Genomic DNA, 26,559 nt, shown 5'->3' on the forward strand with positions numbered 1-26,559 from the left:
GCGGGCGTCAGAGCGAAGAGGCGGCGGCTCGCGCGAACCCGCGACGCGTGAGGTCCTCGACGATGATGTCCGAGGGAGAATCTCCACGATCCACGTCGAGCACTCGGTAGTCCTCGTAGCGCCCCAGGAAGTCCTCGATGCGCGCCTGGTCCCATCCCGACAGGATCGCGTTGGTGCCGAGTCCATCGCCGCGCTCGGACACCTTGCGGTGGATCAGCGTCGGGGTTCCAAGTTCGGCGGCCTCCTCCTGGATTCCGCCGGAGTCCGTGACGACGAACTTCGCCGCTCGCAGGACGGCGACGAACGCTCCATGCTCGAGCTTCGGCGTGATGCTGAACTTCGTGAGTCCGAGTTCGCTGATCGTCCCTTCGACCGCATCTCGCGAATAGGCGTCGACGACCAACTTCAGCGGCAGACGGCTGTGCGCGTCGAGCGTGCGCAGGGTCGCAGCGACGAGCGCGGTGTTCGAGATGAATTCGAACCGGTGCAGGAGCACGAGACCGAAGTCGTCCTCGCTCGTGACCGCGGTTTCAGCGGCGTCCCTCACGCCATCCTTCGCGGTGTTGCCGTGAGTGATGATGACGTTCTTCCGACCGGCGAGATTGTTCGCTTCGTCCTCGGTCGGTGCGTAGTGGATCCTTGCCAGGCGCCCGACGATCCTGCGATCGAGCTCCTCCGGGAAGGGATGCCGCCAGTCACCCGAACGCAGGCCGGCTTCGACGTGAGCGACCGGCAGACCGAGGCGGCGACCGATGAAGGTGCCGAGCACTGTCGTCATCGTGTCTCCGTGCACGAGGACGATGGAGCGCTCCGGCAGTGAACGCCGAATCGCCCGCACATGGGAGACGGACCAGCGCCCGACGTCGAGCATCCAGCGCAGCATCTGCAACGGGGACTTCAACGGCTTGCCCTTGTAGCCATCGGCGAGCACCCGATCGGGCGCGGTGAGGCCGAGCTCGGGGATCGCCTTGCGCAGCGAATCGGTGTGCTGGTAGGTCACCCACTGCTCGTAGGGCACGCCCTTCGCGTCGAGCCTGCGCATGATCGGGGCGAGCTTGATGGCCTCGGCGGTGGTGCCGTAGATGAAGATGATCATTGCTTTGCCTTTCCAGCAGACGCGGCTTCAGCTCGCCGTGCAAAAGCCCTCCGGTGCACGAAGACACCGCGCACAAGGCCGAACCAGAACGGGACGGTGAAGACGGGAAGAATGACGCAGTAGGCGGCCAGACCGCGACCGGGACAGCGGTTGATCGCTGCCGGAACGAGCGGCACGAGAAGCAGCAGGAGGACGGCCCCGAGAACCAGGAGGGCACCGGGCCACGCCCCCGTTGCGGCCAGGGCGACGATCGCGCCGAGAACAACGACCGGCGCGATCGAGGCGATCAGGATGGCGGCCGAACGCAACAGGGTCGTGCCGGCGTAGCTGTCGACGAACATGGTCCCGCGGTCGAGCGAATGCTTGACGAAGCCCTTGACCGTCGTCCGCGGACGATAGATCACCGAGAAGCCAGGATCCAGACGGATGCCGCCGAAGTCGGCCAGCCAACGGAGGATCTTCGTGTCGTCCGACATCAGTTTGGCGTCGCCGTCCGGCCACGCCTGTTCGAACGCCGCTGTGAGGACGTCCTTGCGGGCCAGGAACGCCGTCGTCCCCTTGGGCGCCGAATCGAAGTTCGCTCCCGTCAGGTCGAACGGCCGCGGTGCGCGGAGGTAGGCACCCCAGAAGACGTGGGTCGGGACTTCCCAGAAATGCCCGACCAGTGGCGCATCGGGGTCGATGTCGACGTGAGCGTTCCAGCCGGCGATCTGCGGTTCGGCGGCGACTCCCGACATGACATGCCCGAGCGAGCGAGGCCCCAGCAGCACCCGGGAGTCGAGCAGCAGCACGTGCTCCGCTCTCGCCTGCTGGATACCCGCCCAGCGGGCCAGGAAACGTCCCTGATTCTCCTGACGCACGACACGCAGGTCGCCGGGGAAGGCTCCTGCCAGCGACCCGACGATCGCGACGGTGTCGTCTTCGCTGCCGTCGTCGATCACGAGAACTTCGACAGCGACCCCGGCCACCCGCACGGATTCGGCGAGGGCGTCGATCGTCGACGGGAGCCAGGTCGCCGAGTTGTACGACGGAATGACGACGGTCAGTTCTGCATCGCGGAGATCATCTCCGCTCGAGGGGAGGCTCAAAGCCCGCACCAGCTCGCAGCGGGACGCCGCAGATCACGGCGGTTCGCGCATGCGCAGGTAGGATATTGCTCTGGGTAAGGCACCAATCAAGCCTACCCGCGACACCAGAAGCCGACGAAACCGCCCGTAGGCCGGTCGCCGTCAAGATCGAGGAGCACCGACGAGATGACTCGCCGCGCACGCCGGATCGTCGTTGGGTTTATCGTTCCCTTCGCCATGTTCATCGCACTCCTGGCATGGGGGGCATCGTCGCCGCCTGGATCCAGCCCCGACGAGGACTACCACATGGGGAGCATCTGGTGCGCCACAGGCGACGTCGAGGGGCGCTGCGAGATCGATGGCACCGATACGGTCCGGCTGCTGCCTGCAGATCTCACCGGCGCGTCGGCCTGCTTCGCGTTCCATCCTGATCAATCGGCGTCCTGCAATCTCGACGAGAACGCGATGGCGCCGACCGAACGCGGGAACTGGATCGACAACGGCTACCCGCCGGTGTTCTACGCGGTGATGAGCACTTTCGTCAGCGACGACCTCCCGCTCTCGATCATCCTCATGCGAACCTTCAATGCGCTGCTGTACGTCGGCGTGCTCAGCGCGCTCTTCTTCCTTCTTCCGTTGCGGATGCGTCCGACTCTGATCTGGGCCTCGTTGATCGGGATCGTCCCCCTCGGCATGTTCCTCATCCCCAGCGCCAACCCCAGCAGCTGGGCCGTGATCCAGGCGAGCGGACTGTGGCTGGCCGTCTGGGGATTCTTCGAGCAGACCGGGCGGAAGAAGGTCGGCCTCGCGATCACCGCCACGGCGCTGATGGTCATCGGGGCAGGAGCCAGAGGAGACTCCGCGGCATACGGAGTCCTCGCGGTTCTGATCGCTGTCGCACTCGCCTTCCGTCCGAACCGCCGCTTCGCGATTCAGCTGCTTCTTCCCGCTGCGCTCATCGTCATCGCCATCGCGCTCTTCCTGACCGCAGGACAGTCCGGTGTGCTCACCGCAGAGACCGGCACTCCCGACAAGCCGCTTCTGTCGCTCGTGTTGGCGAACCTGCAGGCGCTCCCGCAGCTCTGGATCGGATCCCTGGGGCTCTGGGGCCTCGGATGGCTCGACACCGAGATGCCTGATCTGGTGTGGGGAACGAGCTTCGCACTGTTCGCGGCCATCGCGTTCTGGGGCCTGCGCTCGTCCACCAGCCGCAAGTGGATCCCGATCCTGGCCACAAGCGCCGCGTTGGTCGCCGTGCCCCTCTACATCCTGGTGCGGGAGGGGATCCTGGTCGGTGTCGGCGTGCAGCCCCGATACATCTATCCGCTCATGATCATGTTCGTCGGTGCCATGATCCTCGGTGCCCGCAGATCGACGCTGGGCCTGGGGCGCGTTCAGCTTCTCGTGGTCGGCATCGGTCTCGTCGGCGCGAACAGCCTCGCCCTGCACACCAACTTGCGGCGCTACATCACCGGCGCCGATGTCTCGGCGCTGAACCTCGACCGCGCAATCGAGTGGTGGTGGGACTTCGGCCCTTCACCGATGACGGTCTGGGTTCTCGGGTCGCTCGCGTTCGCGGCCGTCCTCGGAGCACTCATCTGGTTCACATGGGAGCGCATTCCGGCGGACGCGAAGACGACGTCCGCGCCGCTGGAGGCATCCGCACCCGTGGGGTGACGGATGAATCTCGCGCCGGACGGCACGCTGCGCCGCCGCCACTGACGGCGGAGCAGCTCAGATCGAGTCGGTCGCCGAGCCCCAGATCGCCCGCCATTCGGACGGCTGGGTCAACGTCGTGGCCGCCGATCGGTAGGACCGCGAGAGAGATCTCCACCTGAGCCACAACTGCGCCCGGAGCAGCATGGTCTGAGCGAGGAGACGGAAAGCCGTCGACCTCTTGCGCCTCAGTGCGAAGATCCCCGTACCTGCCGCGCTCTCCATCGAAGCGCCGTCGAGAACTCCGAGCAACCACCACCGCCCCATGTCTCTCGGAATCCGGGGGTGATTGACGGCGCGCGACGGGCGCAGCTGGTGCACGAGGACTCTGGCCATTCTGGCGATCTTCCCGACCGCGCCGCGGGGAGCATCCGGAATCGGAGGACTGTCCTGCGACGACACGGCCTCCGGAGTCGGAATCACCGCCTGTCCGCTCGACCTCAGAAGATTCTGCAACTCCGCGCGGCGAGTACGGAGCGTGCTCTGCAGGTGCTCGGGACCGCTCAGAATGTCGCGGAGCGCCATGCAACGCAGCTCAGCCGCGCCGTACTGCATGCCGATGAGGTGGTTGACATCGTTCCGCCAACTGTCGCTCAGAACCCGCCGGGGGCGCCGCGAGTGCACGAGGGCTGTCGCCACCCGGTTGCGCAGCTGGAAGTACGCCTGCCAATCGAGTCCGTCGTCTTTCGCGGTCCAGGGCACATGCCACAGGGCGGCGCCTGGCAAGGTGATCGTCCGATGGCCGGCGGCCGATGCGCGCAGACCGTACTCCGCGTCGTCCCATTTGATGAAGTACGGCAGCGCCGCACCGACCTCGCGAACGACGGCCAGCGGGATGAGGCACATCCACCAGCCGTTGAAGTCGACGGGCTTCTGATTGAAGAACGCCGGGGTGGACTCGATCGGGTGCTCTGCGAGGTCGGCCGCGATCATCTCGGGCTCGGTGGCGACCCACCACATGGTGCGCCGGTCGACGACCTCGCCCATCGAGTGCAGCACGGTCGGGTCGATCAGGCTCAGCATCTGGGCGCCGACGAGCGGCGCGTCGGCAGCGACAGACGCGAAGGCGCACATTCGGCGGATCGATTCGGGTTCGAGCATCACATCGTCATCGAGAAGGAGGACGTGGGTCGCATCGGTGTCCAGCGCCTCGATCATCCCTCTGCTGAAACCGCCGGAGCCGCCGAGGTTGTCCTGCACGATGACCCGGACATCGACGCCGGGCGCCAGCGCGCCGACCTCCGCCGTGGAGCCGATCGGTTGCGACCCCTGATCCACGATGAAGACACGCGAGAGCAGATCCGGCAGCCCGTCGCTCCCCAGCGCACGGAGAAGACGGAGGCAGTCATCGACGCGGTTCATGGTCGTGACGGCGACTGCCGGGCGCACGTCCTGATGTTCGTCCGCCTGCACGAGCCACTGAACGTCCCGAAGGACGACATCATCCTGGCCTGCATGCACTTCCAACCAGAGCCAGCTGGCGTCCACCGGGATGCTTTCGAGATCGAACTCGATGTCGCCCCCGACGACGCTGAGTTCGCTGACGACCGTGCGGATGCCGCTGGTGGTGACGCTGTGGACGGTGAGGACCGCTGCCCCCTCCACCTCGAGCCGGAGCGCGGGCGACCGAACCGAGGTGTTCTGAGACCAGATCCCCCAGGGGAAGGCGTTGAAGTACGTGGCGAACGACGCGTGCGCGCCGGCTGCCACCCGAATCGTCGTGCGCCCGAGAATCTCGGCTCGCCCTCTCGCGTAGAGAGCGATCGCGTCCCGACGCTCGTCCGCCGGCATCACGAGCCTCTGAGCCGTCAGCAGAGTGGCCATCGTGGTTCCCCTCACCGTGCATCCTTACGTCGACGTCCGCGCACGACCGAGATCAGCCGATCACCGATCGAACGGCGCGCGTCGAGCTGCCGTGCCACTTCGTCCTGCACGAAACGAGCGAGGTAGAGCGCCAGCCCGTCTCCGTGGGCGGTGGTGAACGCGCGGAGAGCCTCGTCGCGGATCAGCCGGTCGTAGTACTCGTGCTCATCAGCGAGAACGAACATGCTGTTGCCCAGCGCACCGGTCACGTCCCGACGCTGCATCCAGAAGGCCCGCGCGGGCCCGCCGATGAAACCGATCGGGTACTTCCTGCTCACGCGAAGGTTGAATTCCCAGTCCTCGGCCGCATGGATGTCGACCCGATACAGTCCCACCTCATCGTGGACCACGCGTCGATAGACGTACGCGATCGGCACGAACCTGTTCACCTGCAGCAGCTCGGAATAGCTGATCTGCTTCATGTCGGCCCAGAAGGGCTCGCGACCGGTCTCGACGAAGTTCTCACCTTCGAGACTCTCGTACACGATCTCCGTGCGGGAGACGACACCGATATCGGTGGGTGTCGCATCGAGCCACTCCACCGACTGGGCGAGGAACACGGTATCCCAGAGGTCGTCATCGTCGTGGAGGACGACGTATTCGGTCGACAGGGCGCCCACCCCGGCATTCGCCGCCGCAGATCTGCCGAGAGAGACCTCGTGGTCGATGACGGAGATCTTCGATCGGACGCTCGCATCCAGTGCGTCGACGAGCGAGGCGACCGCATCGGACTGCCCACCGTCGTTGACGATCACGACGTGCCAGGCCGTAAATTCCTGGCCGATGATGTCGTCCAGCGCCCTGGCGAGAAGCGTAGGTCGATCCTTCGTTCTCACGACGATGCCGACACGCGCAGAAGAGTCAGGCACAAGTACTCCTGTCAGGCTGCCGAAGTGACCGATCGTTCGAGGCTACCATTCCCCTGCTCAGCACTTCCTTGAGCCGACCCCATAGACTCCCAGGGTGCTCAACCGTCTCAGACGCCTGTGGCGCGCATCGCGATCAGCCCCGGTGATCAGTCCCCTCCTCGCTGCCGCCGACCGCCTCTACTGGTGCCGCGTCATTCGTCGCGCGGACATCGTCGACGCCGATTTCGTTCGGCTGCAGCTCGGGCGGCCGACCTCCACTCGTCGCGCGGTGCGGTCCTACGTCCGCGGTGGGTTCCGGCGGGGCTTCTCCTTGAATCCGCTCTTCCTCGAGCGGCACGTGTCCGCGCAGCTCCCGGACAATGACCGCGTTCCCGCTCTCTACGCCTATCTCGTCAGCGATCCGGCGAAGGTGTCGACGACGATGAGCTGGGATGCTCCGGCCTACGCGACCGCACATCCGGAGAGCGTCACCGCGCCCGGCGGTCCGCTGGGGCACGCCTGGCGTCGACTGCGCGACGGCGGGGAGGTGATCATCGGCTCGGCACCGCATTTGCGAGCAGTCACTCTCATCGACCTCCTCCGGTCCGCGGCACTGGGCTTGAACCCCGCGGAGCAGGTTGCTCCGTCCGGCGCGATCAGCTCGTCACGCGTCATCATCTGGCACCTCGGTGCTGACGACGGCGACGGCGCGACTCTCGCGGTGCTCACCCCACTTGCCGCGGACGGTGACACGACCGTCGTCCTCGCTCTGGAGGCGTCTGCGCCTGCCGATCTGCGCGTCGCCGCAGCACAGGTGACGCTGTGGCACGACGACACCGCTGTCGTCGCCGGCCGCGCCGCCTTGGCACTCGAAAGCGCGACCCCCGACAGCACGATGCTCCTCGTGCGCGGAGCCGGCGCTGCGATCTCATCAGCGGCGGTGCGGGCGCTTCTTACGGAGGCGGACTCCCGCCCCGTGCAACCCCTCTGGCTCGCACCAGACGGCTCGATCGTCTCAGCCGCCACAGCGGCGTACGGCGGACGGACGATCGCGCTGTTCGCCGGACACCCGATCGAGGACGTCCGCGGTCTCGGTGAGCGCATCCCCACCGCGAGTCTGGACGCCCCCGTTCGTGCGTACCGGATCGGCGATCGATCCCAGCCGCACACGCTGCTGAGCGCCTCGGCGACGAGCTCGAGGAGTTTCGCCTCGCAGCCGATCGCCGACGTTGCCGACACGGTGCTGGACGTACTCGCGCCGCATCGTGGCCTGGAGTTCGCGGTCGCGGACGTCCGCGGCCCCTCTCTGCGACGTCGCCCCCTCGAACGCTTCGCTCTCGCCGACGGGGAGTCGGTTCCGCGGCTCCGCTGGGCGATCAAGACCGCCGCCCCCGCGGGCACGCGCGGAGAATCCTGGGGAGACACGCACTTCGCGCGCGGCCTCGCCTCGGCACTGGAACGACTCGGTCAGTACGTCGCCGTCGATGCCCGGCCGGCGGCACACCGCGCGACCGTGGATCTCGACGATGTTTCTCTCATCCTCCGCGGCCCTGAACGGATCGAGCCTCCCGAGTCCGCAACGACGATCCAGTGGATCATCAGCCATCCCGACGAGATCACGGCCGACGAGGTCGGGCGGTTCGACCTCGTCTACGCCGCCTCCGACACCTGGAGCGCCGAGGCGTCGGTACGCCTAGGACGTGCAGTGCTCCCGCTGCTGCAGTGCACCGACACCACCCGATTCTCACCGCACGGGGTCCAGCGGTCCGCAGATCTCGTCTTCGTCGGCACAGCTCGAGGAATCGTCAGACCGTCTGTCGTCGAACCCCTGCGCGCGGGCGCGCCGCTGCGCGTCTACGGACCGGATTGGCGCGGTTTCATCCCCGCCTCCGCCATCGCCGGGACTCACGTGCCGAACGAGGAGCTCCCGCTCGTGTACGAGTCGGCCGGAGCGGTGATGAACGATCATTGGCCCGCGATGCAGCGCGAGGGCTTCGTATCGAACCGCCTTTTCGACGTCGTCTCCGCCGGCGGTCGAGCGATCAGCGACGATGTCTCCGGGATCTCCGAACTCTTCGCTGGTGCCGTACGCACCTACCGGACGACGCCGGAGCTTCTGGAGCTCGTCGCCAGCCCGCTCGACTCCTTGTTCCCTGAAGACGCCGAGCTCGCCGAGATATCCGCGGAGGTCCGCCGGCGCCACTCCTTCGATGCGCGCGCGAAGGAACTGCTCGATGCGGTCCTCGCGCATCGGAGCGGCTCCACGCAAGAGGCAGTGCCGGCCGAGGACTGATCCTCGCCGGCCGCCTGGATCAGCTGCGAACGTCGGACCCCGGAACGGTGATGAACGCGGAGGATGACCCCATCGTTCCCTCGGCGCCCTCGACGTTGAACATCGCACCCTGCATCAGCGCGTGGGTGCTGACTTCGCTGACACCGGCGACATTCGCGTTGATGAAGTACTGCCCCCGGCCGATCTGAAGACTCGCGATCCGCAGATCCACCGTCGTCTCGCCGTCGATCGGCTCCAGCTCGCGGCCCAGGAGCTCGGTGTTCGATGCGAGCACCATGTGCCCGAAGGGCGTGTCGATGCTGAAACCGACATCCCATCGGTCGAAGCGATGATCGGCGGCGACGTGCACACGGATCGTCATCGGCTCCCCCGACACGATCGTGTCGGCAAGCTCGTCTCGGGAGTCGAGGAGCTCGACCTTCGTGACGCGGATCGGCTGGGCGTCCGACGCACCGCCCGACGCGCGTCGCCGCAGTTCGAGGGACTCGCGCAGAACACGAATCGCATCGTTCGTGTCGCCGTCGTGAATCACGCGCCCCGAGCTCAGCACGATGCCACGATCGCAGAGCTCGGCCACCTGCTGGGCCGAATGGCTCACGAGGACGATGGTCCGTCCTTCCGCACGGAACTGCGAGATGCGGTCCATGCACTTGCGCTGGAACGTCTCGTCGCCGACGGCGAGCACCTCATCGACGAGCAGCAGGTCGGGGTCGGTGTGGACCGCGACGGCGAATGCCAGGCGGACGTACATCCCCGACGAGTAGAACTTGACCGCCGTGTCGATGAACGAACCGATTCCACTGAACTCGACGATGTCGTCGAACTGCCGGTCGGTCTCAGCGCGAGAAAGACCCAGGATGGATGCGTTGAGATAGACGTTCTCGCGGCCGCTGAGGTCAGGATGGAACCCGGCGCCGAGCTCGAGCAGCGCAGCCATGCGACCTCGGGTCTGCACGGTGCCCGTGGTCGGCGAGATGATGCCGCCAATGAGCTTCAACAGCGTCGACTTGCCCGATCCGTTGGCACCGAGCAGACCGACGGTCGTGCCCGCCTGGATCTGCATGGTCACATCGTCGACCGCGACGAAGTCCTCGCGGAAGTCCTTGCCCAGTCGACCCAGGTGGACGATCCGGTCCTTGAGGCTGTTGTCCTTGCGGACCGTGAACTGCTTGGTCACCGAATCGAGACGGATGATGTCCGGTCCTTGGATGGTCGTCATCACAGCTCCTGTGCGAAGTTGCCCTGGACGCGCACGAACACGCGATGCGCTATCCAGAGAAGGGCGAGGCCGATGATCGTGGCTATCAGCATGCGCAGGCCGAGGTTGGCCGGGTAGTCGGCGTCTGTCCCTGCGCCCCAGAAGGCACGATGGAATCCGAGGACGGCGATCGTCAGCGGGTTCGCCGCATAGATCTCGATGAACCATTCCGGAAGCGAGAAGCGGAAGAGGACGTCCTTCACCATCGACCAGGAATAGACGATGGGAGACGCCCACATGGCGAGCATGAGTACGACCTCGGTGAGGTACTGCATGTCACGCAGGTACACGTTGGCTGCGGAGAGCAGCAATCCGAAGGCGAGACCGTATACGCCGATGAGGAGCAGCGACGGGAAGAACCACAGCATCTGCGCAGGTTCCGGCAGGGCGCCGAAAAGGATCGCCGCGATCAACAGCACACCGAGCTGCACCGCACCCATGAATCCCGCAGCGCCGATGCTCGCCAGGGGGAAGACTTCACGGGGCAGGTAGATCTTCTTCACCAGGGCCGCGTTGTTCAGGATCGACCCCGTGGACCCGGCGATCATGTCGTTGAAGAAGACGTACAGCGTCAGGCCGGAGAACAGGTAGATCGCGAAGTCCGGGATGCCCTCGGCCGCGCGCAGGAACTGGCCGAGGACGACGTAGTACATCAGGAACTGGATCAGGGGCCGGATGACGGTCCAGAGGAAGCCCAGGAAGCTGTCGCGATACCGAGCCTGCAGGTCGCGGCGGATGAGAAGGCTCAGCAGCTCTCGGCGCGAGACCAGTTCACGGAGCTTTCCTCCGCGTACACGGAGTCCGCGTGTGTCGATCGTCGAGAACGGCTCGCTCTCGAGCCGTTCAAATCGTTCCAAGGTATCCAAGGCTCTCACTCACACTTCCGCGAATCCGCTGCCGTCGTCTTCATCCCGATGCGTATCAGCGACCGAAGACGCGACGAATCGTCGCTCCGGGACGCCGCACCGTCCGGGCCACTTTGCCCACGATGCTGTTCGACGCCATGATCCCGCGCACCCGCGCACCCGTTCCGGGAAAGTTGATGCGCATGTACATTCTTGCAAAGTCTGACGCCGACCCCGTACCGACGAAGCCCGCGCGCCGCAGCAACTCGATCTGCTCGTAGGCGTACCCCGGCGTCGTGACCGCCATCTCGTCGAGCTTGAATTCCAACGCGGTATGGCTGATCGCCATGTACTCCGTCGTGCTCACCGTGCGCACGTGGTATCCGAGCTCGCCTGCGGCGTACGCGGGCATCCGCTCGAGAATGTGCGCGAGGCCGCCGTCGCGATACGCCTCGGCGCCGCCGAACTGCTCGTACGACCACTCGTGCTCCACGAGAACCCGCAGCGCCTGGGGACGGGCGATGTACATGGAGCCGAAGGGTGCGAGCGGCGAGATGTCATCGAGAGGGACATGGATGCCGAGCTCCGCCGACATCTTCTCCGCACCCTCCTTGTTCACCGACCATCCCCTGCCCAGCGTCGGATAGCCGATGTGGATCATCGGAGGAAAGACGAGGCCGAGACCCGGCTCCCGCTGGAAGAGTGCCACGAGGTTCGCTGTGTACCCGGGACTGTTCAGCAGGTTGTCGAACTGCTGCTCCTTGAAGTGACGACCGACGTTGAAGCCGTCCTGAGGCGTCTTCTTGGAATGGATCTTCACGACCAGATCGTAGTCATCCGAGAGCAGAACGTCCCGGCATTCGATGAGGAAGGCGCTCTGGTCCCGCCCGTCGTTCGATGGCAGAACGCGAATGTCGACCGTGCCCTGTCGCGGACCCCGGTGCTCGATCACCGCACGGATCTGTGCGGCCCGATCGGCATCCGGTGTCGTGACGACCAGGTCGTAGGCGCTGGGAAGCGTATCGGCCCGATCGAGCATCTCGTCCGTCATCTCGACGTAGAAGATGTGTGCCATCACGACGGTCCGAAGCGGTCGATCCGGGTCGTACGACACATCGACGTCCGGAAGCACCTCGAGCATCGACGCATCGGTGTTCAGATCCTTCGGCGCGATCGTATGCGCCGCGTTCTGCCAGAACAGGTCCATGGGGTACCCGTACCGCTCCGCGGCTTCGAGCGTCCAGCGGCCGACGACCGCATGCCGATCCAGGTATGGCGGCCACTGCATGAACGGGCGGCGCTTGAGGAGAGGACAGCCGGCGTCGAGCAGCGCTTCCGCGCGATAGAGCGACGGGTTCTTCGTCCCGATCTCGGCGGAGGGGTAGGCGACGTCATGCGTGAATCCACGCTCCGCGAAATGCTCCGTGAAGATCGTCTCGTGCTTCAGCACCGCATCGAAATACGACGGCATCTCCGGCAGATCACGCCAATACTGCACCCACGCATCCGACAGGAACATCTCCCGCCGCACCGCGATCCAGAACGACTGCAGGTGATACGGAAGAACACCCTTCCCGGTGAACGGATTCGGCACCTCACGCGCGTGATCCGTCATCCCCCAGAAATCCGTCGACCGCTCACCCATCCGCTCGAACACCGGACCATACGGACGCACCGGCCCGAACCACGTGTCATTCGTCAGCAGAACCTCATCGAACTCCGCGATCCGCGCACCCACATGATCCAACGCATCCTTGTGCGCCCAGATATCGAACCCGGAGTTCTCCCGAACCAGCACCTCATCCGAGACCGACTCGAGCGCAACCCGACCCGCATCCGACAACGCACCGTTCACGACCACCAGAACATGCGCCGCATGCTCACGAAGACCCGCCAACGCGAACGGAACATAATCGTCCACATCCCCACGCCGGTCATAGACCACGTACACCACAAGCCGACGACCACCAACCGGAAAAACACCCGGCACCCGACTCATGACCGCGCCCCCTTCACTGCACCGATCAGGAGCTTTTGCGCTCCTCTGGCTGCTCCTACCGCGCGTCGGAGAATACTCGTCACCGGACGGACCACCGGACGAACGCGCTCCACAAGAGCAGGATGGTTCAGGTTCAAGTACATGCGCAGCATCGCCACCGCGCCTCCCTTGCCGATCCAGCCGGCCCGATGCAGGAACTGGATCTGCTCGATCGGATATCCCGGCGTGGTCGATGCCAGCTGGTCGAGCTTGTACTCCATCGAGACATGACTGATCCCGGCATGTTCGAGGCTCATCACCGTCCTGGCATGGAAGCCGTCCTCGCCGGCGCCGTACACGACGAGACGCTCCAGTACTCGGGCGAGGTCCGCCTTGCGTCTCTTCGACGGCTTGTCGAAGTCTTCGACCCGCCAGTCGGGCCGCGTCAGCGGCGCGAGCGCAGCGGGGCGGCAGATCCACATCCCACCCAACGGCGCGAGCGGGGAGACGCCGTCGAACGGCACCCGGATTCCGAGCTGCGCAGCGACCTCCTTCGCCCGCGGAAGGTAGTAGGCCCAGCCCTTGCCCGGCGTGGCGTATCCCACGTGGATCATCGGCGGCATCACGATGCCGAGCCCGGGCTCGCGCTGGAAGAGCGCGAGCACGTTGGCGAAATAGCCAGGGCTCCCGAGCAGATTGTCCACCTGGTGGCGCCGGAAATAGCGAATGGCGTTGGCGGATCGGTTCTTCGGCCTTCGGGTATGAACCTTCACGATGAGATCGAAGTCTCCGCTGACGAGGACGTCCCGCATCCCTACGAAGAACGCGCTCATGTCCCGTCCGCGCGCGGGCACGACGCGTACCTCGCTCGCCGCACGATCCCCGGTTCCTTGCTCGGCCAGGCGCTGTGTGATCGTCGCCGCATCCTCGTCCGTCGTGGTCGTCACGAAGAGTGTGTGGGATTGCCCGATGTCGTCGGTCGACGACAGGAGTTCATCGAGGTCTCTTGCGTGCGGAACGTGCGCGATCACGGCGATGCGATACGGCCGCTCGGGGTCGTAGGAGACGTCGACGTCCGGCAGGACCTCCATCATTCCGGCATCGGCGTTGAGGACCTTCGGCGCCACGTTGCGCGCGAGATTCTGCCAGAGCACCGGCATCGGATAGCCGTAGTCCTCCACGTCGCGCAGGACCCGTCGACCGATGACCGCGTGCCGATCGAGGTAGGGCGGATAGTGGAAGAACTGCCGCCGTTTCAGAAGGGGGCAGTCATCACGCAGAAGCAGATCCGCGTTGAAGAGCGCCGGGTGATCCGTCGGGTAGTCGGCGGAGGGGTAGGCGACGTCATGCGTGAATCCACGCTCCGCGAAATGCTCCGTGAAGATCGTCTCGTGCTTCAGCACCGCATCGAAATACGACGGCATCTCCGGCAGATCACGCCAATACTGCACCCACGCATCCGACAGGAACATCTCCCGCCGCACCGCGATCCAGAACGACTGCAGGTGATACGGAAGAACACCCTTCCCGGTGAACGGATTCGGCACCTCACGCGCGTGATCCGTCATCCCCCAGAAATCCGTCGACCGCTCACCCATCCGCTCGAACACCGGACCATACGGACGCACCGGCCCGAACCACGTGTCATTCGTCAGCAGAACCTCATCGAACTCCGCGATCCGCGCACCCACATGATCCAACGCATCCTTGTGCGCCCAGATATCGAACCCGGAGTTCTCCCGAACCAGCACCTCATCCGAGACCGACTCGAGCGCAACCCGACCCGCATCCGACAACGCACCGTTCACGACCACCAGAACATGCGCCGCATGCTCACGAAGACCCGCCAACGCGAACGGAACATAATCGTCCACATCCCCACGCCGGTCATAGACCACGTACACCACAAGCCGACGACCACCAACCGGAAAAACACCCGGCACCCGACTCATGCTTGTCATACTTCTGCGACTCTCCAGCAGCTCTTCGGCGATTGACCACGGTGATCAGGCCACGGGATCGACCTTGCGAACCGCAGCCAATCCTAAACCGCGTGCGGTCATCGTCCCTGGGCGAGCGCCTTGAGCAAGTACTCCCCGTAGCCGCTCTTGATGAGGGGCTCTGCGCGCTCGCGCAGCTCGTCGTCGGTGAGGAATCCCATGCGCCAGGCGACTTCTTCGGGGCAGCCGATGGAGAGCCCCTGGCGCTTCTCGACCGTGCGGATGAAGTCGGTGGCCTCTGCGAGCGAATCGAATGTTCCGGTGTCCAGCCACGCGGTTCCGCGGGTCAGGAGCTGCACCTTGAGCTTTCCCCGGTCGAGGTACACGCGGTTGACATCCGTGATCTCGAGCTCGCCACGAGGGGACGGCTTGAGCGCCTTCGCGATCTCGATGACGTCGTTGTCGTAGAAGTACAGTCCGGGGACCGCGTAGTTGCTCTTCGGCTTGACCGGCTTCTCCTCGAGGGAGACGACTCGGCCGTCCTCGCCGAACTCGACGACGCCGTATGCGGTCGCGTCGTCGACCCAGTAGCCGAACACAACTCCCCCGTCGAGTTCGTTGTACTGGCGCAGCTGTGTGCCCATCCCCTGCCCGTAGAAGATGTTGTCGCCCAGCACGAGGGCCGCGGATTCGGACCCGATGTGCTCCTCGCCGAGGACGAAGGCCTGTGCGAGCCCATCGGGTGACGGCTGGGTCTTGTAGGTGATGGAGACCCCGAACTGCGAACCGTCTCCGAGGAGGCGATGGAACGACTCCGCGTCGTGGGGGGTCGTGATCATCAGGATGTCGCGGATGCCCGCGAGGATGAGTGTCGACAGTGGGTAGTAGATCATCGGCTTGTCGTACACCGGGACCAGCTGCTTGGAGACGCCGAGGGTGATCGGGTGCAGCCGGGATCCAGTCCCACCGGCGAGAATGATTCCGCGCATGGGTAACAGTCTCCCCGATCGCGCGCACCTGTACAAACGCCCCGAGTCCTCGGCGGCGGTCCCGGTACGCTGGTCGTCATGCAGAGACTGCTCGTCACCGGCGGTGCCGGATTCATCGGATCGAACTTCGTGCACCATGTCATCGAGAACACGGACGCCCACGTGACCGTTCTCGACAAACTGACGTACGCCGGCAACGAGGCGTCTCTCGTTGGTCTCCCCACTGACCGCTTCCGCTTCGTGCGGGGCGACATCACGGATGCGGAGCTGGTCGACGATCTCTTCGCCGACGTCGACGGGGTCGTGCACTACGCGGCCGAATCGCACAATGACAACTCCCTCCACGACCCGCGCCCCTTCCTCGACACGAACATCATCGGCACGTACACGCTGCTCGAGGCCGCGCGACGCCATCAGCGACGGTTCCACCACATCTCCACCGATGAGGTCTACGGAGACCTCGAGCTCGACGACCCGGAGCGGTTCACCGAATCCACGCCGTACAACCCCTCTTCCCCGTACTCCTCGACCAAGGCCGGCAGCGACCTCCTGGTGCGAGCCTGGGTGCGCTCGTTCGGCGTGCAGGCGACGATCTCGAACTGCTCGAACAACTACGGCCCGTACCAGCACGTGGAGAAGTTCATCCCGCGTCAGATCACGAACGTGATCCGCGGCGTCCGGCCGAAACTGTACGGTGCAGGACTCAATGTCCGCGACTGGATCCACGCGGACGATCACTCCTCCGCAGTGCTGACCATCCTCGACAAGGGCGAGATCGGCGAGACGTATCTCATCGGCGCCGACGGCGAGAAGGACAACAAGTCGGTCGTGGAACTCATCCTCGCGCAGATGGGACAGCCTGCCGACGCGTACGACCATGTCACCGACCGCGCAGGGCACGATCTTCGTTACGCAATCGACTCCACGAAGCTGCGCACCGAACTCGGCTGGATGCCGCGCTTCAGCGACTTCGAGTCCGGTCTCGCTTCCACGATCGCGTGGTACCGGGACAATGAGGCGTGGTGGGCGCCGTCCAAGGACGCCACCGAGTCCTTCTACGCCTCCAAGGGGCAGTGATGACGGAGTTCGGCAAGTCGCTCACGATCACCGAGACGCCCATCCCCGGTCTCCTCGTCGCAGAACTCCCCGTCCACGGCGACTCCCGCGGCTGGTTCAAGGAGAACTGGCAGCGCGAGAAGATGGTGGCTGCAGGACTCCCCGATTTCGGACCTGTGCAGAACAACGTGTCCTTCAACGACGCGATCGGCACTACGCGCGGCATTCACGCCGAGCCCTGGGACAAATGGGTGTCGGTCGCGACCGGCCGTATCTTCGGCGCGTGGGTCGACCTGCGCGAAGGTCCGTCGTTCGGCACGGTGTTCACGACGGAGATCGATCCCTCCCGCGCGATCTTCGTGCCGCGCGGCGTCGGCAACTCTTATCAGACCCTCGCAGCCGACACGGCGTACGCGTACCTCGTCAACGACCACTGGTCTGCCGACGCCGACTACTCGTTCCTGAATCTGGCTGACGAGACCGTCTCGATCCCGTGGCCCATCCCGCTCTCCGAGGTCGAGATCTCCCCCAAGGACCTCGCGCACCCGCGTCTCGCGGACGTCAGCCCGATCGCCCCGAAGAAGACGTTGATCGTCGGTGCCAACGGTCAGCTCGGCCTGGCCCTGCGCCGACTTCTCGGAGACGCGGCGCGATTCGAGTACGCCGGTCGCGATTCGCTCGATCTCACGGATCCCGCCTTCGCCTCGTCACGTCGCTGGCGGGACTACGACACGATCATCAACGCCGCGGCCTACACCGCGGTCGACGTCGCAGAGACAGCGGCTGGGCGCGCGGACGCGTGGGCCGCGAACGTCACCGGTGTCGCTGCGATCGCGCGCGTCGCCACCGAGAACGCCATCACGCTCGTCCATGTCTCCAGCGACTACGTCTTCGACGGGACCAAGGCCGGCGAGTACACCGAAGAGGACGCCATTCGTCCGCTCGGCGTCTACGGCCAGACCAAGGCCGCGGGCGACGCAATCGTCAGCACCGTGCCCCGGCACTACATCGTCCGCACTTCATGGGTCATCGGAGAGGGCAAGAACTTCGTCCGCGTCATGGCTTCCCTGGCGGAGAAGGGTGTGTCGCCGAGTGTCGTCGACGATCAGGTCGGCCGCCTGAGCTTCGCTGACGAGATCGCTGCGGGCGTCCGCCACCTCGTCGAGAGCCGAGCGCCGTTCGGCACGTACAACCTCACCGGCTCCGGCGACGCGATGTCGTGGGCGGACATCGCCCGGTCGATCTTCGAAAGCACCGGACATGACCCTGCCCGCGTGACCGGCGTCTCGACTGCCGACTATTTCGCCGGTGCGACCGCCCCGGTCTCGCCCCGGCCCGGCAACAGCCGGCTCGACCTGCAGAAGATCCGCGAGAGCGGATTCACGCCGACCGACCACCGCGAGTCGCTCCAGCGCTACCTGACGAATCCGGGCTGATCGCCCACCGCGTCATGCCGACGCAGCCGCAGAGAAAGGCGGTCCCCCTCGTGCGAGGGGGACCGCCTTTCTTTCGCACCGATTGCGGAGTGCTACGGAACGGTGACCGTCTTACAACCCAGCAGGACGTGGCCGCCCGCGCCGTCGTTGATCGCATAGACGCAGACATTATGCGTTCCGGCCGAGGTGCTCAGCCTCTCCGAGAAGCCGTGCTTGCTTCCGGTTCCCGGATAGGCGCCGGCCACGTCAGCCCGCTCCTTGTCGGCCCAGTGGGCGGAGCTCGTCGAATCGACGTAGATGTGCACGGAGATGGGATTCGTCGTGTCGGGATCGATGGCCCAGCCGCCCACGACGACCGCACCCGCCTCCACGGCGACGCCCTCGAAATTCCCGAAGGGGACGCGGCCTCGATCTGTGGTCTGCGCCGCGACCGTCGCTTCCTTGCAACCCAGCAGCACATGACCACCCGGACCCGTATTGATCCCATACGCACACACCGTCGACTTCCCGACCGGCAACGTCAACGCCTCCGAGAAACCATGCCGATCCCCATACCCGGGATTCGCCGCAGCAACATCCGCACGCACCTTGTCAGCGGAATACTCCTTACCCGCAGACCCCACATACAGATGAACCTTGATCGACGACGCCGTATCCGGATCCAACGCCCACCCGGTCGCCGTCGCCACATTCCCCGACACCGCCACCGACTCGAACGCACCGACCGGAACACGACCCTTCTCCGTGATCGTCGTGGGTCCGACCTGGACGACCGAGCAACCGAGTTGCACGTTGCCGCCTGGTCCCGAGTTGATGCCGTAGACGCACACGTTGTGACTGCCGGCTGCCGCATTCACGGTGACATCGAAACCGTGGTTCTTCCCATAAGCGACGTAGGCCGCGGGGATATCGGTACGCGCCAGGTTCGCGGAGGCGGCGACACCGACGCTGTCGACGTAGACATGCACGGTCGCAGGACTCACAGTGTCCGGATCGAGCGCCCATCCGGTGACCTTCACGCCACCGGAGACGGCCTTCGCCGTAGGTACACTGCCGACCGGGCTTCCGCTCTTGGCCGTGACGCTGCGACAGCCGAGAAGCACGTTGGCACCGGCACCGCTGTTCATCGCATAGACGCATACGTCTGTCGCCCCGGCGCCCACGGCGGGAACGGTGACCGAGAATCCGTGCCGATCGCCGGATCCCGGGTACGCCGCGCCGACATCGGGGCGAGACACGTTCGCGAGGAAGGCGCTGCCCGCTGACCCCGCGTACACGTGAACGGCGATCGGCTCGGTGGTGTTCGGGTCGATCGCCCACCCGGACACCGCGAACTGACCGGGCCGTGCTTCGACCATCTCGATGTTGCCGAAGGGGTTCGCCGCTCGGGTCGGACCGAACCAGTCCGTGAAGTAGTTGTAGAAGTTCCGGTTGCCGTAGGCCCCGCACGGAGCCTCGCCCGTTCCGGCCGCCAAGGCGGCCGCGTTCGGCTGGTACGGCGTGTAGTAGTACATCGCCGACGTCGCCTTGTTGGCGACGTAGACAGGGCCCGAGCCACAGGCGATGTTGGGGCTGTAGCGGATGTTCCAGGTCTTGCCTGGTGCGAACCAGGTGAAGTACTTGCCCTCCATGTAGACCTGCATCTGCCGTGCGGCACCGTAGATCTGGTGGAAGAACCCGACGAAGTCCGGATTGCACGGAGCGTCATCCGGACACCCCTGACCCAGGGCGATGTCATAGCGCCAGGCGCTCGGCCACGAATGCGTGACCAGTCCTTGCTCCTTCTGGAGCATCACGATCAGCACCTGCGGATTGATGCCGCAGGACTGGGCGACCCGGTAGATGATGCGCGCCGCGGTCTCGTTCGCTGCTCCCGTGTAGCCCTGACAGTAACTGTCGGCCGGGCGATTGACCGAGCTGATCTTGAAGTCCTTGAGGCAGACGACCTGCCTGCCGTCCTCATCAGTCCCGCCGCGGCACGTCGCCACCTTGCCGTTGAAGAACGACTGGATCTGCGCCTCGCTCATCGAGTTCTTGTCCGTGAACACCGCGTCGCTGATGAGATGCCCGGGGTCGAACCCCGCGAGTGTCATCGGCTTGATACCCGCGACCGGATCGGATGCTGCACGAGCCATCGAGGCCGTGGCCGGGGCTGCCGTCGCGCCCGCGGTAGGCACGAGCACGCCGACGACGAGAGCGGCGACCGCGAGCAGGCATGCGAACCAGCGTCCGGGCGCGATCGGGCGTCGAGGACTACGTGCCTGTCCAGTCATGTTCACAGTCTGTCGGAGCAACAGTCCGTTTGGGCGCTGGACACGCGTCATTCCGCGGAGTACGGCGCCCGTCCGATGTCACAACTCCGCGTGCAGAGCCCACACCTTCTCGGCGGCGCTCGCCCACGAGAACGCCCGCGAGCGATCCGCGCCCAGTACCTTCAGTCGCGACGCACCTCGGCCGGCAGCCTCGACGACGGCCTCTGCCAGCTCCGAGGCATCCACCAGCATCCCGCCATCGGCGACCACGTCGCGGTGCACCCCGCTGTCGACCGCGACCACGGGAACGCCCAGCGTCATCGCCTCGATCACGCGCCACGGCCAGGCCGTGAGCGTGCTCGTCGCTACGAACGCCGCAGCGCCGGCGAGCACACTTGCGCGGTCCTGCGCTGACAGCACGCCCCGCATATGCGCACGCTGCTCAGGGAGACCCGCGGCCGATGCGATCTCCGCCAGGCGCGGCTCCGCCCCCTCGGAGACGTCGAGCACGACGGCGTCCAGCCCGGCGGCCGCCGCACCCCGAAACCCCTCCTCGAGGGAGCCGTGCGAGCCGATGAGCACGACGTACTGTGCAGGAAGAACGAGGTCGGTACGGCGCTCGGCAGCATCAGACGGCTCCTGGTAGCCCGCCGGGGCGGCGCCGGCGATCACGCGAACGCGCTCCCCCACCTTCGCGAGGTCGACGAGCCGTTCGGCGAACGCGTGCGAGGGCACGATCACGGCATCCGCGTGCTTCACCGCCCGGCGCAGCATTCCGCGCTGCCAGGCGACGGCCGTCTTCGACATCGTGTCTGCTGCCTCCCAGGCATGCAGATCCCACAGCGTCACGGTCGTCTGATCGTTGTCGTGCACCCGGTCATGCCGCACCAACGGCGCCATGAGCGTCGGCGCGTGAATCAGTCCGCCACCCACCCCCGGTGCGATGCCGAGCTGCCAGGAAGCCGCGAGCTCGCGCCGCGCCAACGAGAGTCGACGCACCCCGGCGAGGCCCACCATCTCGATCTCGGCACCTGCTGCGACGATCGCTTCGATCTCGCATCCGGACGGCGTCGTCGCGATGAGGCCCTTCATCAGGTCGACCGACGCCGCCGCCTGATCGGCATCGACGACGTGCCCCAACTGATCCAGAACAACACGCAGTCGAGCACCCATGAGGAAAGGGTAGCCTCAGTCGCGATCACTGCCAGGACAACGCGCGATCACGACGACCAAGTGTCAGCGACTACACAGCTTGCGGGGCGTCAGGGAGCCGGGGTCTCCGTCGGCGTCGGCGGGTGCAGCGCCTGCTGGACCATGTCGTGGATGTGCGCATAGTCCGGCTCGTGCTCATCGACGCCGAACTCAGGGGTGAGTTCGATCGTCGTGACCTTCTGCTCCTTCGCCTTGAGCATCAGGTCGAAGAACTCAGGCAACTTGTCCTGCGGCAGGTCCGTGCTGATCAACGCCGTTCCGGCCGCTGCAACCTCATTGAAGCGCGTGAGCACGGTCTGCGGCGTGAACTGGGCGAGGATGGCCGCCTGCAGCTCGCGCTGCCGCTTCATCCGATCCCAGTCGCTCGTCGTGTACCGCGACCGCGCGTACCACTGCGCGGTGTCGCCGCTCATGTGCTGCTGGCCCGGTTCGATCCAGCCGATCGCCCAATCGTCTGCGGGCTCACCGTCGTAGGAAGGCCCGCCTCCCATCGGGAGCCGCTCGGTGACGTTGATGTCCACACCGCCGAGCGCATCGATCAGCTGGGCGAACCCCTGCATGTCGACGAAGACGTAGTACGGGATCTCGATACCGAGAACGCCCTCGGCCGCATCCTTCGTCGCCTCGATGCCGGGCTCGGAGCCGTGGGCCGCCGCGTCGGGATAGAGCGCGGATCCGCCGTCGTCCCGGCAGATCTGAGCAGCGTTTCGGACGTGGTTCATCCATCCGTTCCAACCGCACGTCGAGGAGGTGTGCCCCTCGAACCCGTTCGGATACTGCTCGAGCATCGGGCTGTCTGCGCTGAACGGCGCATTCGGCAGCTCGCGCGGAATTCCGGTGATCGTCACCGCACCCGTCGTCGCGTTCACCGACACCACCGAGATGCTGTCGAAGCGCATGGAGTCACGGCCCTCGCCGCTGTCGGCGCCGAGCAGCAGGATGTTGTAGTAGCCGTCACTGGGCGGAAGACTCGGACCGCTGTTCCCGAACACGGCACCGAGCGTGTCTCGGACCGAACCGACCGCCGACGCTGCATAAGCGGTGCCGCTGCCGATCAGGCCGAACAGCAGCAGCGCGACCACCGGGATCGCGAAGCGAGAGGGGCCGGGCACCTTCACGAGGCGCACCAGGCGAAGAGTGTCGAGCGTGAGCACCAGCCAGAGCACGGCATAGCCGATCAGCGCCACCTGCACGATGGTGAGCAGCGCCGCGGAGAGCAGGCCCCCGCCGACGGTCAGCCACAGCAGCACCGGGCGCGCGAAGAGCGCCAGCCCTGCACCGACGATCACGAGCAGCCAGGCGACCAGGGTGGCGCCGAGGCCGAAGCGGCCGAGCTTGCGTCTGCCGGCGAGCACCTGCGCGGAACCGGGCACGAGCACGTTGAGCAGCACCAGCCACCATCCGCGCTTCGCCATCAACCCGGCGTCGCCGGCATCCGGATGCCGGAGCGGACGCGTCTCGATCAGCGGCCGCCCCACGGTGCGCGGGGGCGCAAGGGTCACAGCGACTCCTTCAGCCGATCGTTCTTCTCCCCGACCTGTGCCTCGAGCTCACGCGCATAGTCCTCGACCCGGTCGGCGAGGGCGGTGTCAGCGGTACCCAGGATGCGTGCCGCAAGGATGCCGGCGTTGCGAGCCCCGCCGATCGACACGGCGGCGACCGGGATGCCGGCCGGCATCTGCACGATCGAGAGCAGCGAATCCATCCCGTCGAGATAGGCCAGCGGCACGGGCACGCCGACCACGGGCAGCGCGGTCATCGAGGCGAGCATGCCGGGCAGATGCGCTGCGCCGCCCGCACCCGCGATGATGACACGGATGCCGCGGCCCCGGGCCTCACGGGCATACCGCATGAGCTTGTCCGGTGTGCGGTGCGCGGAGACGACCTCTACCTCGTGCGGAATACCGAAGTCGGTGAGCGCCTGGGAGGCGTCGCTCATCACGCGCCAGTCGGAGTCCGATCCCATGACGACACCGACCAGCGGAGCCGGAGACGAGTGCAGGGGTGCTGCGGAGGAGTGCAGAGGCTCAGTCACGATCTCAGGCTACGGGCTGGGACTGTGAGATTCCCCGAACGGCGCGCGCCCTCAGTCAGTCGAAATGTGCCGCTGCCGCACGCGCGACGTACACGACATCGTCGAGGTCGTCGCCTGCGACGTTCACGTGGCCGACCTTGCGGCCCGGCCGCGGAGCCTTGCCGTAGGTGTGGATCTTCGCGGCCGGCTGATCGTTCATCGCCGCCGCGAATCGCTCCTCCATCGTGCCTTCCGCTGGTCCGCCCAGGATGTTCACCATCACCGACCACGGCGCCCGTGGACTCACATCTCCCAGCGGCAGATCGGCGACCGCACGCAGGTGCTGCTCGAACTGGCTCGTGACCGCGCCGTCCTGGGTCCAGTGACCGCTGTTGTGCGGGCGCATCGCGAGCTCGTTCACGAGGATGCGCTCGTCATCGGTCTCGAACAGTTCCACGGCGAGCATTCCGGTGACACCCAGACCGTCGGCGATCTTCCGGCCGATCCCCTCAGCCACCTGCGCCAGCCGCTCCGGTGCGCCCGGAGCCGGAGCGATGACCTCGGCGCACACGCCGTCGCGCTGCACGGTCTCCACGACCGGATACGCGACGATCTGACCGCTGGGGCGCCGCGCCACCTGCTGCGCGAGTTCGCGGACGAAGGAGACGAGTTCTTCGACGAGCAGGGCTTCACCGTCGCCGAGCGTCGCGAACCAGTCGTCGGCCTCGGAACCTGCGCGCACCACACGCACGCCCTTGCCGTCGTATCCGCCGCGCGGCGTCTTCACCACGCCTCGACCGCCATGCGCGTCGAGGAAGGCCTGCAACTCGTCGGCATCTCGGACCGCGGCCCACTCCGGCTGCGGGATGCCGAGCTCGGCCAGCCGCGCACGCATGACGAGCTTGTCCTGCGCGAACTGCAGCGCACCCGGTCCCGGGTGCACGGCGACGCCGTCGGCGACGAGGGCGCGCAGTACCTCCTGCGGCACGTGCTCATGATCGAAGGTGACGACGTCGACGTCGCGGACGAATGCGCGCACGACTTCGAGATCGCGGTAGTCGCCGACTGCGGTCGCGGCGAGTTGTGCCGACATGCCCTCATCTTCAGCGAGGACCCGCAGGTCGATCCCGATCTCGACCGCCGGAGCGATCATCATCCTGGCCAGCTGTCCTCCGCCGATCACGCCCACACGCAGCGCCATGTGCCGCCTCCATTCGTCGGGTCCATTCTCCCGCACTGGTGCGGAAGAAAAGTACGAGGTCCCGCACTGGTGTGTGGAAGAGCTCACTCCTCGACGAAGGAGTCGGAGCCGGCCTGCGCGTCGCGGTGCGCCAGGATCTGACTCACCTCGATCTGATCCGCCAGAGTCTCGTGCACGAGCGTGACGTTCGGCACGTTCGCGATTCGCAGCGGCGTGTCGACGCCGTTGGAGAGAGTGATCGTGCCGACGCCCCAGAGCCGCTGCAGGATGCCTCGGCGCACGCCGATCGTGTACCCGCGCGCATGCGACATCTCGCGCCGCTGACTCGCACCCAGCCCCTGCTTGACGATCACGCGTCGCGTCGTCACCGTGCAGGTGCGCGACAGCCAGAGCGCGTACGGCACCCCGACGACGAACAGCACGATGATGCCGGCCGCGGCGAGCAGCATCCAGTTCTCGAAGGGTGCCGGCAGATTGTCGAAGAAGTAGGCGGCCGCCCCGAACACTGCGATGAGCACGATCGCCGACCAGAACAGCCGCCGCGCGTGACCGCGGAATCGGGCGATGAGGAGTTCCTCCGCCGGCACACCGGGCGGCGGCATCATCGGCCTGCCTCCGAGCGTCACGGGCTGAGTCACACCTCTATTGTGCCTGTGGTCGGCGACATCGCAGGAGGCGCGCCGATCGTGTCAGCGTCAGAGTGCGCGAGCATGCACCACGTCGCCGGCCGAGATCGTGCGCTCCACCTCGTCGGTGCGCACCACGAGGCGCCCGTCCGGATCCAGCCGCGTCGCGCGCCCCTCCACGAATTCGCCGCCGGGCAGCGACACCCGTACTTCGCGCCCCAGCGTGACGCACCGCGCGGTGACGGCTGCGTGCAATCCACTGCGCACAGCGCCATCCGCTGCGACGAGCGCCGCGAGGTGCGCGTCGAGAGCCCGCAGATACTCGGCCAGCAGGCGGTCCTCGTCCGCACGGACGCCGAGCACGGCGAACGACGTCGCCGTCGGCACCGGAAGCTCGGATTCCGTCATCGCAGTGTTCACGCCGGCCCCGACGATCACCGCGTCGCCCGTCGCCTCCGCCAGGATTCCGCAGATCTTGCGTGCGTCGGTCACCGTGCCGCCGTCCTCGACGGCGTCCACGAGGACGTCGTTCGGCCATTTCACCCCGACGTCGCGGCCGGGAAGCTGCGCAGCGACGGCATCCGCCATGGCCAACCCGGCGACGAGGGGAATCCAGCCTCGCGCCTCGGGCGATACCGGCAGACGACGGAGCAGCACGGACACGGCGAGTGATGTCCCGGGCGGTGCGGTCCAGCTCCGATCGAGCCGTCCGCGCCCCGCCGTCTGATTCGCCGTCACCAGCGCCGACATATGCGGCCAGCCCACGAGATCGTCCGAGTGCGCCCTGAGGTCCGCGTTGGTCGACCCCGTCTCCGGCAGGACGTCGAGTCGGGCGGCGACGGCGGCTGCACGGGGGAAGTCCATGGCGG

20 protein-coding genes are annotated in these 26,559 nt (G+C 66.2%); 4 read left to right on the forward strand and 16 right to left on the reverse strand.

Annotated features, from left to right (window positions below; translation table 11 throughout):
• Window positions 1-7: 7 nt before the first annotated feature.
• Together MRBLWO13_RS17195 and MRBLWO13_RS17200 are read right to left on the reverse strand one after the other, a co-directional pair.
• Window positions 8-1,096, reverse strand: coding sequence for a UDP-N-acetylglucosamine 2-epimerase (locus tag MRBLWO13_RS17195; protein WP_341975306.1), 1,089 nt, complete (start codon window positions 1,094-1,096; stop codon window positions 8-10).
• On the reverse strand, window positions 1,093-2,184 hold the full coding sequence (locus tag MRBLWO13_RS17200; RefSeq protein WP_341975307.1) for a glycosyltransferase family A protein: 1,092 nt from the start codon (window positions 2,182-2,184) through the stop codon (window positions 1,093-1,095). The genes MRBLWO13_RS17195 and MRBLWO13_RS17200 overlap by 4 nt, the downstream gene beginning before the upstream one ends.
• A 216-nt stretch (window positions 2,185-2,400) precedes the next feature.
• Here MRBLWO13_RS17200 and MRBLWO13_RS17205 point away from each other — a divergent pair, with 216 nt between their 5' ends.
• Window positions 2,401-3,840: a DUF2142 domain-containing protein gene (locus MRBLWO13_RS17205; protein WP_341975308.1), complete on the forward strand. Its 1,440-nt coding sequence runs from the start codon at window positions 2,401-2,403 to the stop codon at window positions 3,838-3,840.
• A 57-nt stretch (window positions 3,841-3,897) separates the two neighbouring features.
• Here the strand turns inward: MRBLWO13_RS17205 and MRBLWO13_RS17210 are convergent, their stop codons facing one another.
• Window positions 3,898-5,703, reverse strand: coding sequence for a glycosyltransferase (locus MRBLWO13_RS17210; RefSeq protein WP_341975309.1), 1,806 nt, complete (start codon window positions 5,701-5,703; stop codon window positions 3,898-3,900).
• Window positions 5,704-5,714: 11 nt separating this feature from the next.
• On the reverse strand, window positions 5,715-6,611 hold the full coding sequence (locus MRBLWO13_RS17215; RefSeq protein WP_341975310.1) for a glycosyltransferase family A protein: 897 nt from the start codon (window positions 6,609-6,611) through the stop codon (window positions 5,715-5,717).
• Window positions 6,612-6,705: 94 nt separating this feature from the next.
• On the opposite strand from MRBLWO13_RS17215, the gene MRBLWO13_RS17220 reads away from it, so the two are divergent.
• Window positions 6,706-8,883, forward strand: a complete 2,178-nt coding sequence (locus MRBLWO13_RS17220; RefSeq protein WP_341975311.1) for a glycosyltransferase — start codon at window positions 6,706-6,708, stop codon at window positions 8,881-8,883.
• 19 nt (window positions 8,884-8,902) lie between these two features.
• Here MRBLWO13_RS17220 and MRBLWO13_RS17225 read toward each other — a convergent pair whose 3' ends face one another.
• The 5 genes from MRBLWO13_RS17225 to rfbA form a co-directional block, all read right to left on the reverse strand.
• Entirely contained in the window at window positions 8,903-10,102 is a 1,200-nt protein-coding gene (locus MRBLWO13_RS17225; protein ID WP_341975312.1) for an ABC transporter ATP-binding protein, read from the reverse strand.
• Window positions 10,102-10,998 (reverse strand): ABC transporter permease, encoded by an 897-nt coding sequence (locus MRBLWO13_RS17230; protein ID WP_341975313.1) that lies wholly within the window; start codon window positions 10,996-10,998, stop codon window positions 10,102-10,104. Before MRBLWO13_RS17230 ends, MRBLWO13_RS17225 begins: the two co-directional genes overlap by 1 nt.
• Before the next feature lie 64 nt (window positions 10,999-11,062).
• Window positions 11,063-12,907: a rhamnan synthesis F family protein gene (locus MRBLWO13_RS17235; RefSeq protein WP_341975314.1), complete on the reverse strand. Its 1,845-nt coding sequence runs from the start codon at window positions 12,905-12,907 to the stop codon at window positions 11,063-11,065.
• Window positions 12,908-12,981: 74 nt separating this feature from the next.
• Window positions 12,982-14,838 carry a rhamnan synthesis F family protein gene (locus MRBLWO13_RS17240; protein ID WP_341975315.1) on the reverse strand — a complete coding sequence of 619 codons (1,857 nt, stop codon included), beginning with the start codon at window positions 14,836-14,838 and terminating at the stop codon, window positions 12,982-12,984.
• Between the two features lie 185 nt (window positions 14,839-15,023).
• Window positions 15,024-15,893: a glucose-1-phosphate thymidylyltransferase RfbA gene (gene rfbA, locus MRBLWO13_RS17245; protein ID WP_341975316.1), complete on the reverse strand. Its 870-nt coding sequence runs from the start codon at window positions 15,891-15,893 to the stop codon at window positions 15,024-15,026.
• A 78-nt stretch (window positions 15,894-15,971) separates the two neighbouring features.
• Between rfbA and rfbB the strand changes: the two genes are divergently transcribed.
• Together rfbB and MRBLWO13_RS17255 are read left to right on the forward strand one after the other, a co-directional pair.
• The gene (rfbB, locus tag MRBLWO13_RS17250; RefSeq protein WP_341975317.1) at window positions 15,972-16,970 is read left to right on the forward strand and encodes a dTDP-glucose 4,6-dehydratase; all 999 of its coding nucleotides are present in this window, start codon (window positions 15,972-15,974) and stop codon (window positions 16,968-16,970) included.
• Complete coding sequence (locus tag MRBLWO13_RS17255) at window positions 16,970-18,385, forward strand: bifunctional dTDP-4-dehydrorhamnose 3,5-epimerase family protein/NAD(P)-dependent oxidoreductase (RefSeq protein ID WP_341975318.1); 1,416 nt, start codon at window positions 16,970-16,972, stop codon at window positions 18,383-18,385. The genes rfbB and MRBLWO13_RS17255 overlap by 1 nt, the downstream gene beginning before the upstream one ends.
• 92 nt (window positions 18,386-18,477) lie before the next feature.
• Here the strand turns inward: MRBLWO13_RS17255 and MRBLWO13_RS17260 are convergent, their stop codons facing one another.
• The 7 genes from MRBLWO13_RS17260 to MRBLWO13_RS17290 form a co-directional block, all read right to left on the reverse strand.
• Window positions 18,478-20,658, reverse strand: a complete 2,181-nt coding sequence (locus MRBLWO13_RS17260) for a hypothetical protein (protein ID WP_341975319.1) — start codon at window positions 20,656-20,658, stop codon at window positions 18,478-18,480.
• A 78-nt stretch (window positions 20,659-20,736) separates the two neighbouring features.
• Window positions 20,737-21,810 carry a glycosyltransferase gene (locus tag MRBLWO13_RS17265; RefSeq protein WP_341975320.1) on the reverse strand — a complete coding sequence of 358 codons (1,074 nt, stop codon included), beginning with the start codon at window positions 21,808-21,810 and terminating at the stop codon, window positions 20,737-20,739.
• 89 nt (window positions 21,811-21,899) lie between these two features.
• A complete protein-coding gene (locus MRBLWO13_RS17270) occupies window positions 21,900-23,351 on the reverse strand; it encodes an LCP family protein (RefSeq protein ID WP_341975321.1) in 1,452 nt (483 codons plus the stop codon).
• On the reverse strand, window positions 23,348-23,815 hold the full coding sequence (purE, locus tag MRBLWO13_RS17275; RefSeq protein ID WP_341978468.1) for a 5-(carboxyamino)imidazole ribonucleotide mutase: 468 nt from the start codon (window positions 23,813-23,815) through the stop codon (window positions 23,348-23,350). The genes MRBLWO13_RS17270 and purE overlap by 4 nt, the downstream gene beginning before the upstream one ends.
• A gap of 124 nt (window positions 23,816-23,939) precedes the next feature.
• Complete coding sequence (locus MRBLWO13_RS17280) at window positions 23,940-25,064, reverse strand: 5-(carboxyamino)imidazole ribonucleotide synthase (protein ID WP_341975322.1); 1,125 nt, start codon at window positions 25,062-25,064, stop codon at window positions 23,940-23,942.
• An 83-nt stretch (window positions 25,065-25,147) separates the two neighbouring features.
• Entirely contained in the window at window positions 25,148-25,702 is a 555-nt protein-coding gene (locus MRBLWO13_RS17285) for a PH domain-containing protein (RefSeq protein WP_341975323.1), read from the reverse strand.
• A 57-nt stretch (window positions 25,703-25,759) separates the two neighbouring features.
• The gene (locus MRBLWO13_RS17290) at window positions 25,760-26,554 is read right to left on the reverse strand and encodes a biotin--[acetyl-CoA-carboxylase] ligase (RefSeq protein ID WP_341975324.1); all 795 of its coding nucleotides are present in this window, start codon (window positions 26,552-26,554) and stop codon (window positions 25,760-25,762) included.
• Window positions 26,555-26,559: the final 5 nt, after the last annotated feature.

It is taken from the genome of Microbacterium sp. LWO13-1.2 (assembly GCF_038397725.1).
Lineage (GTDB): Bacteria > Actinomycetota > Actinomycetes > Actinomycetales > Microbacteriaceae > Microbacterium.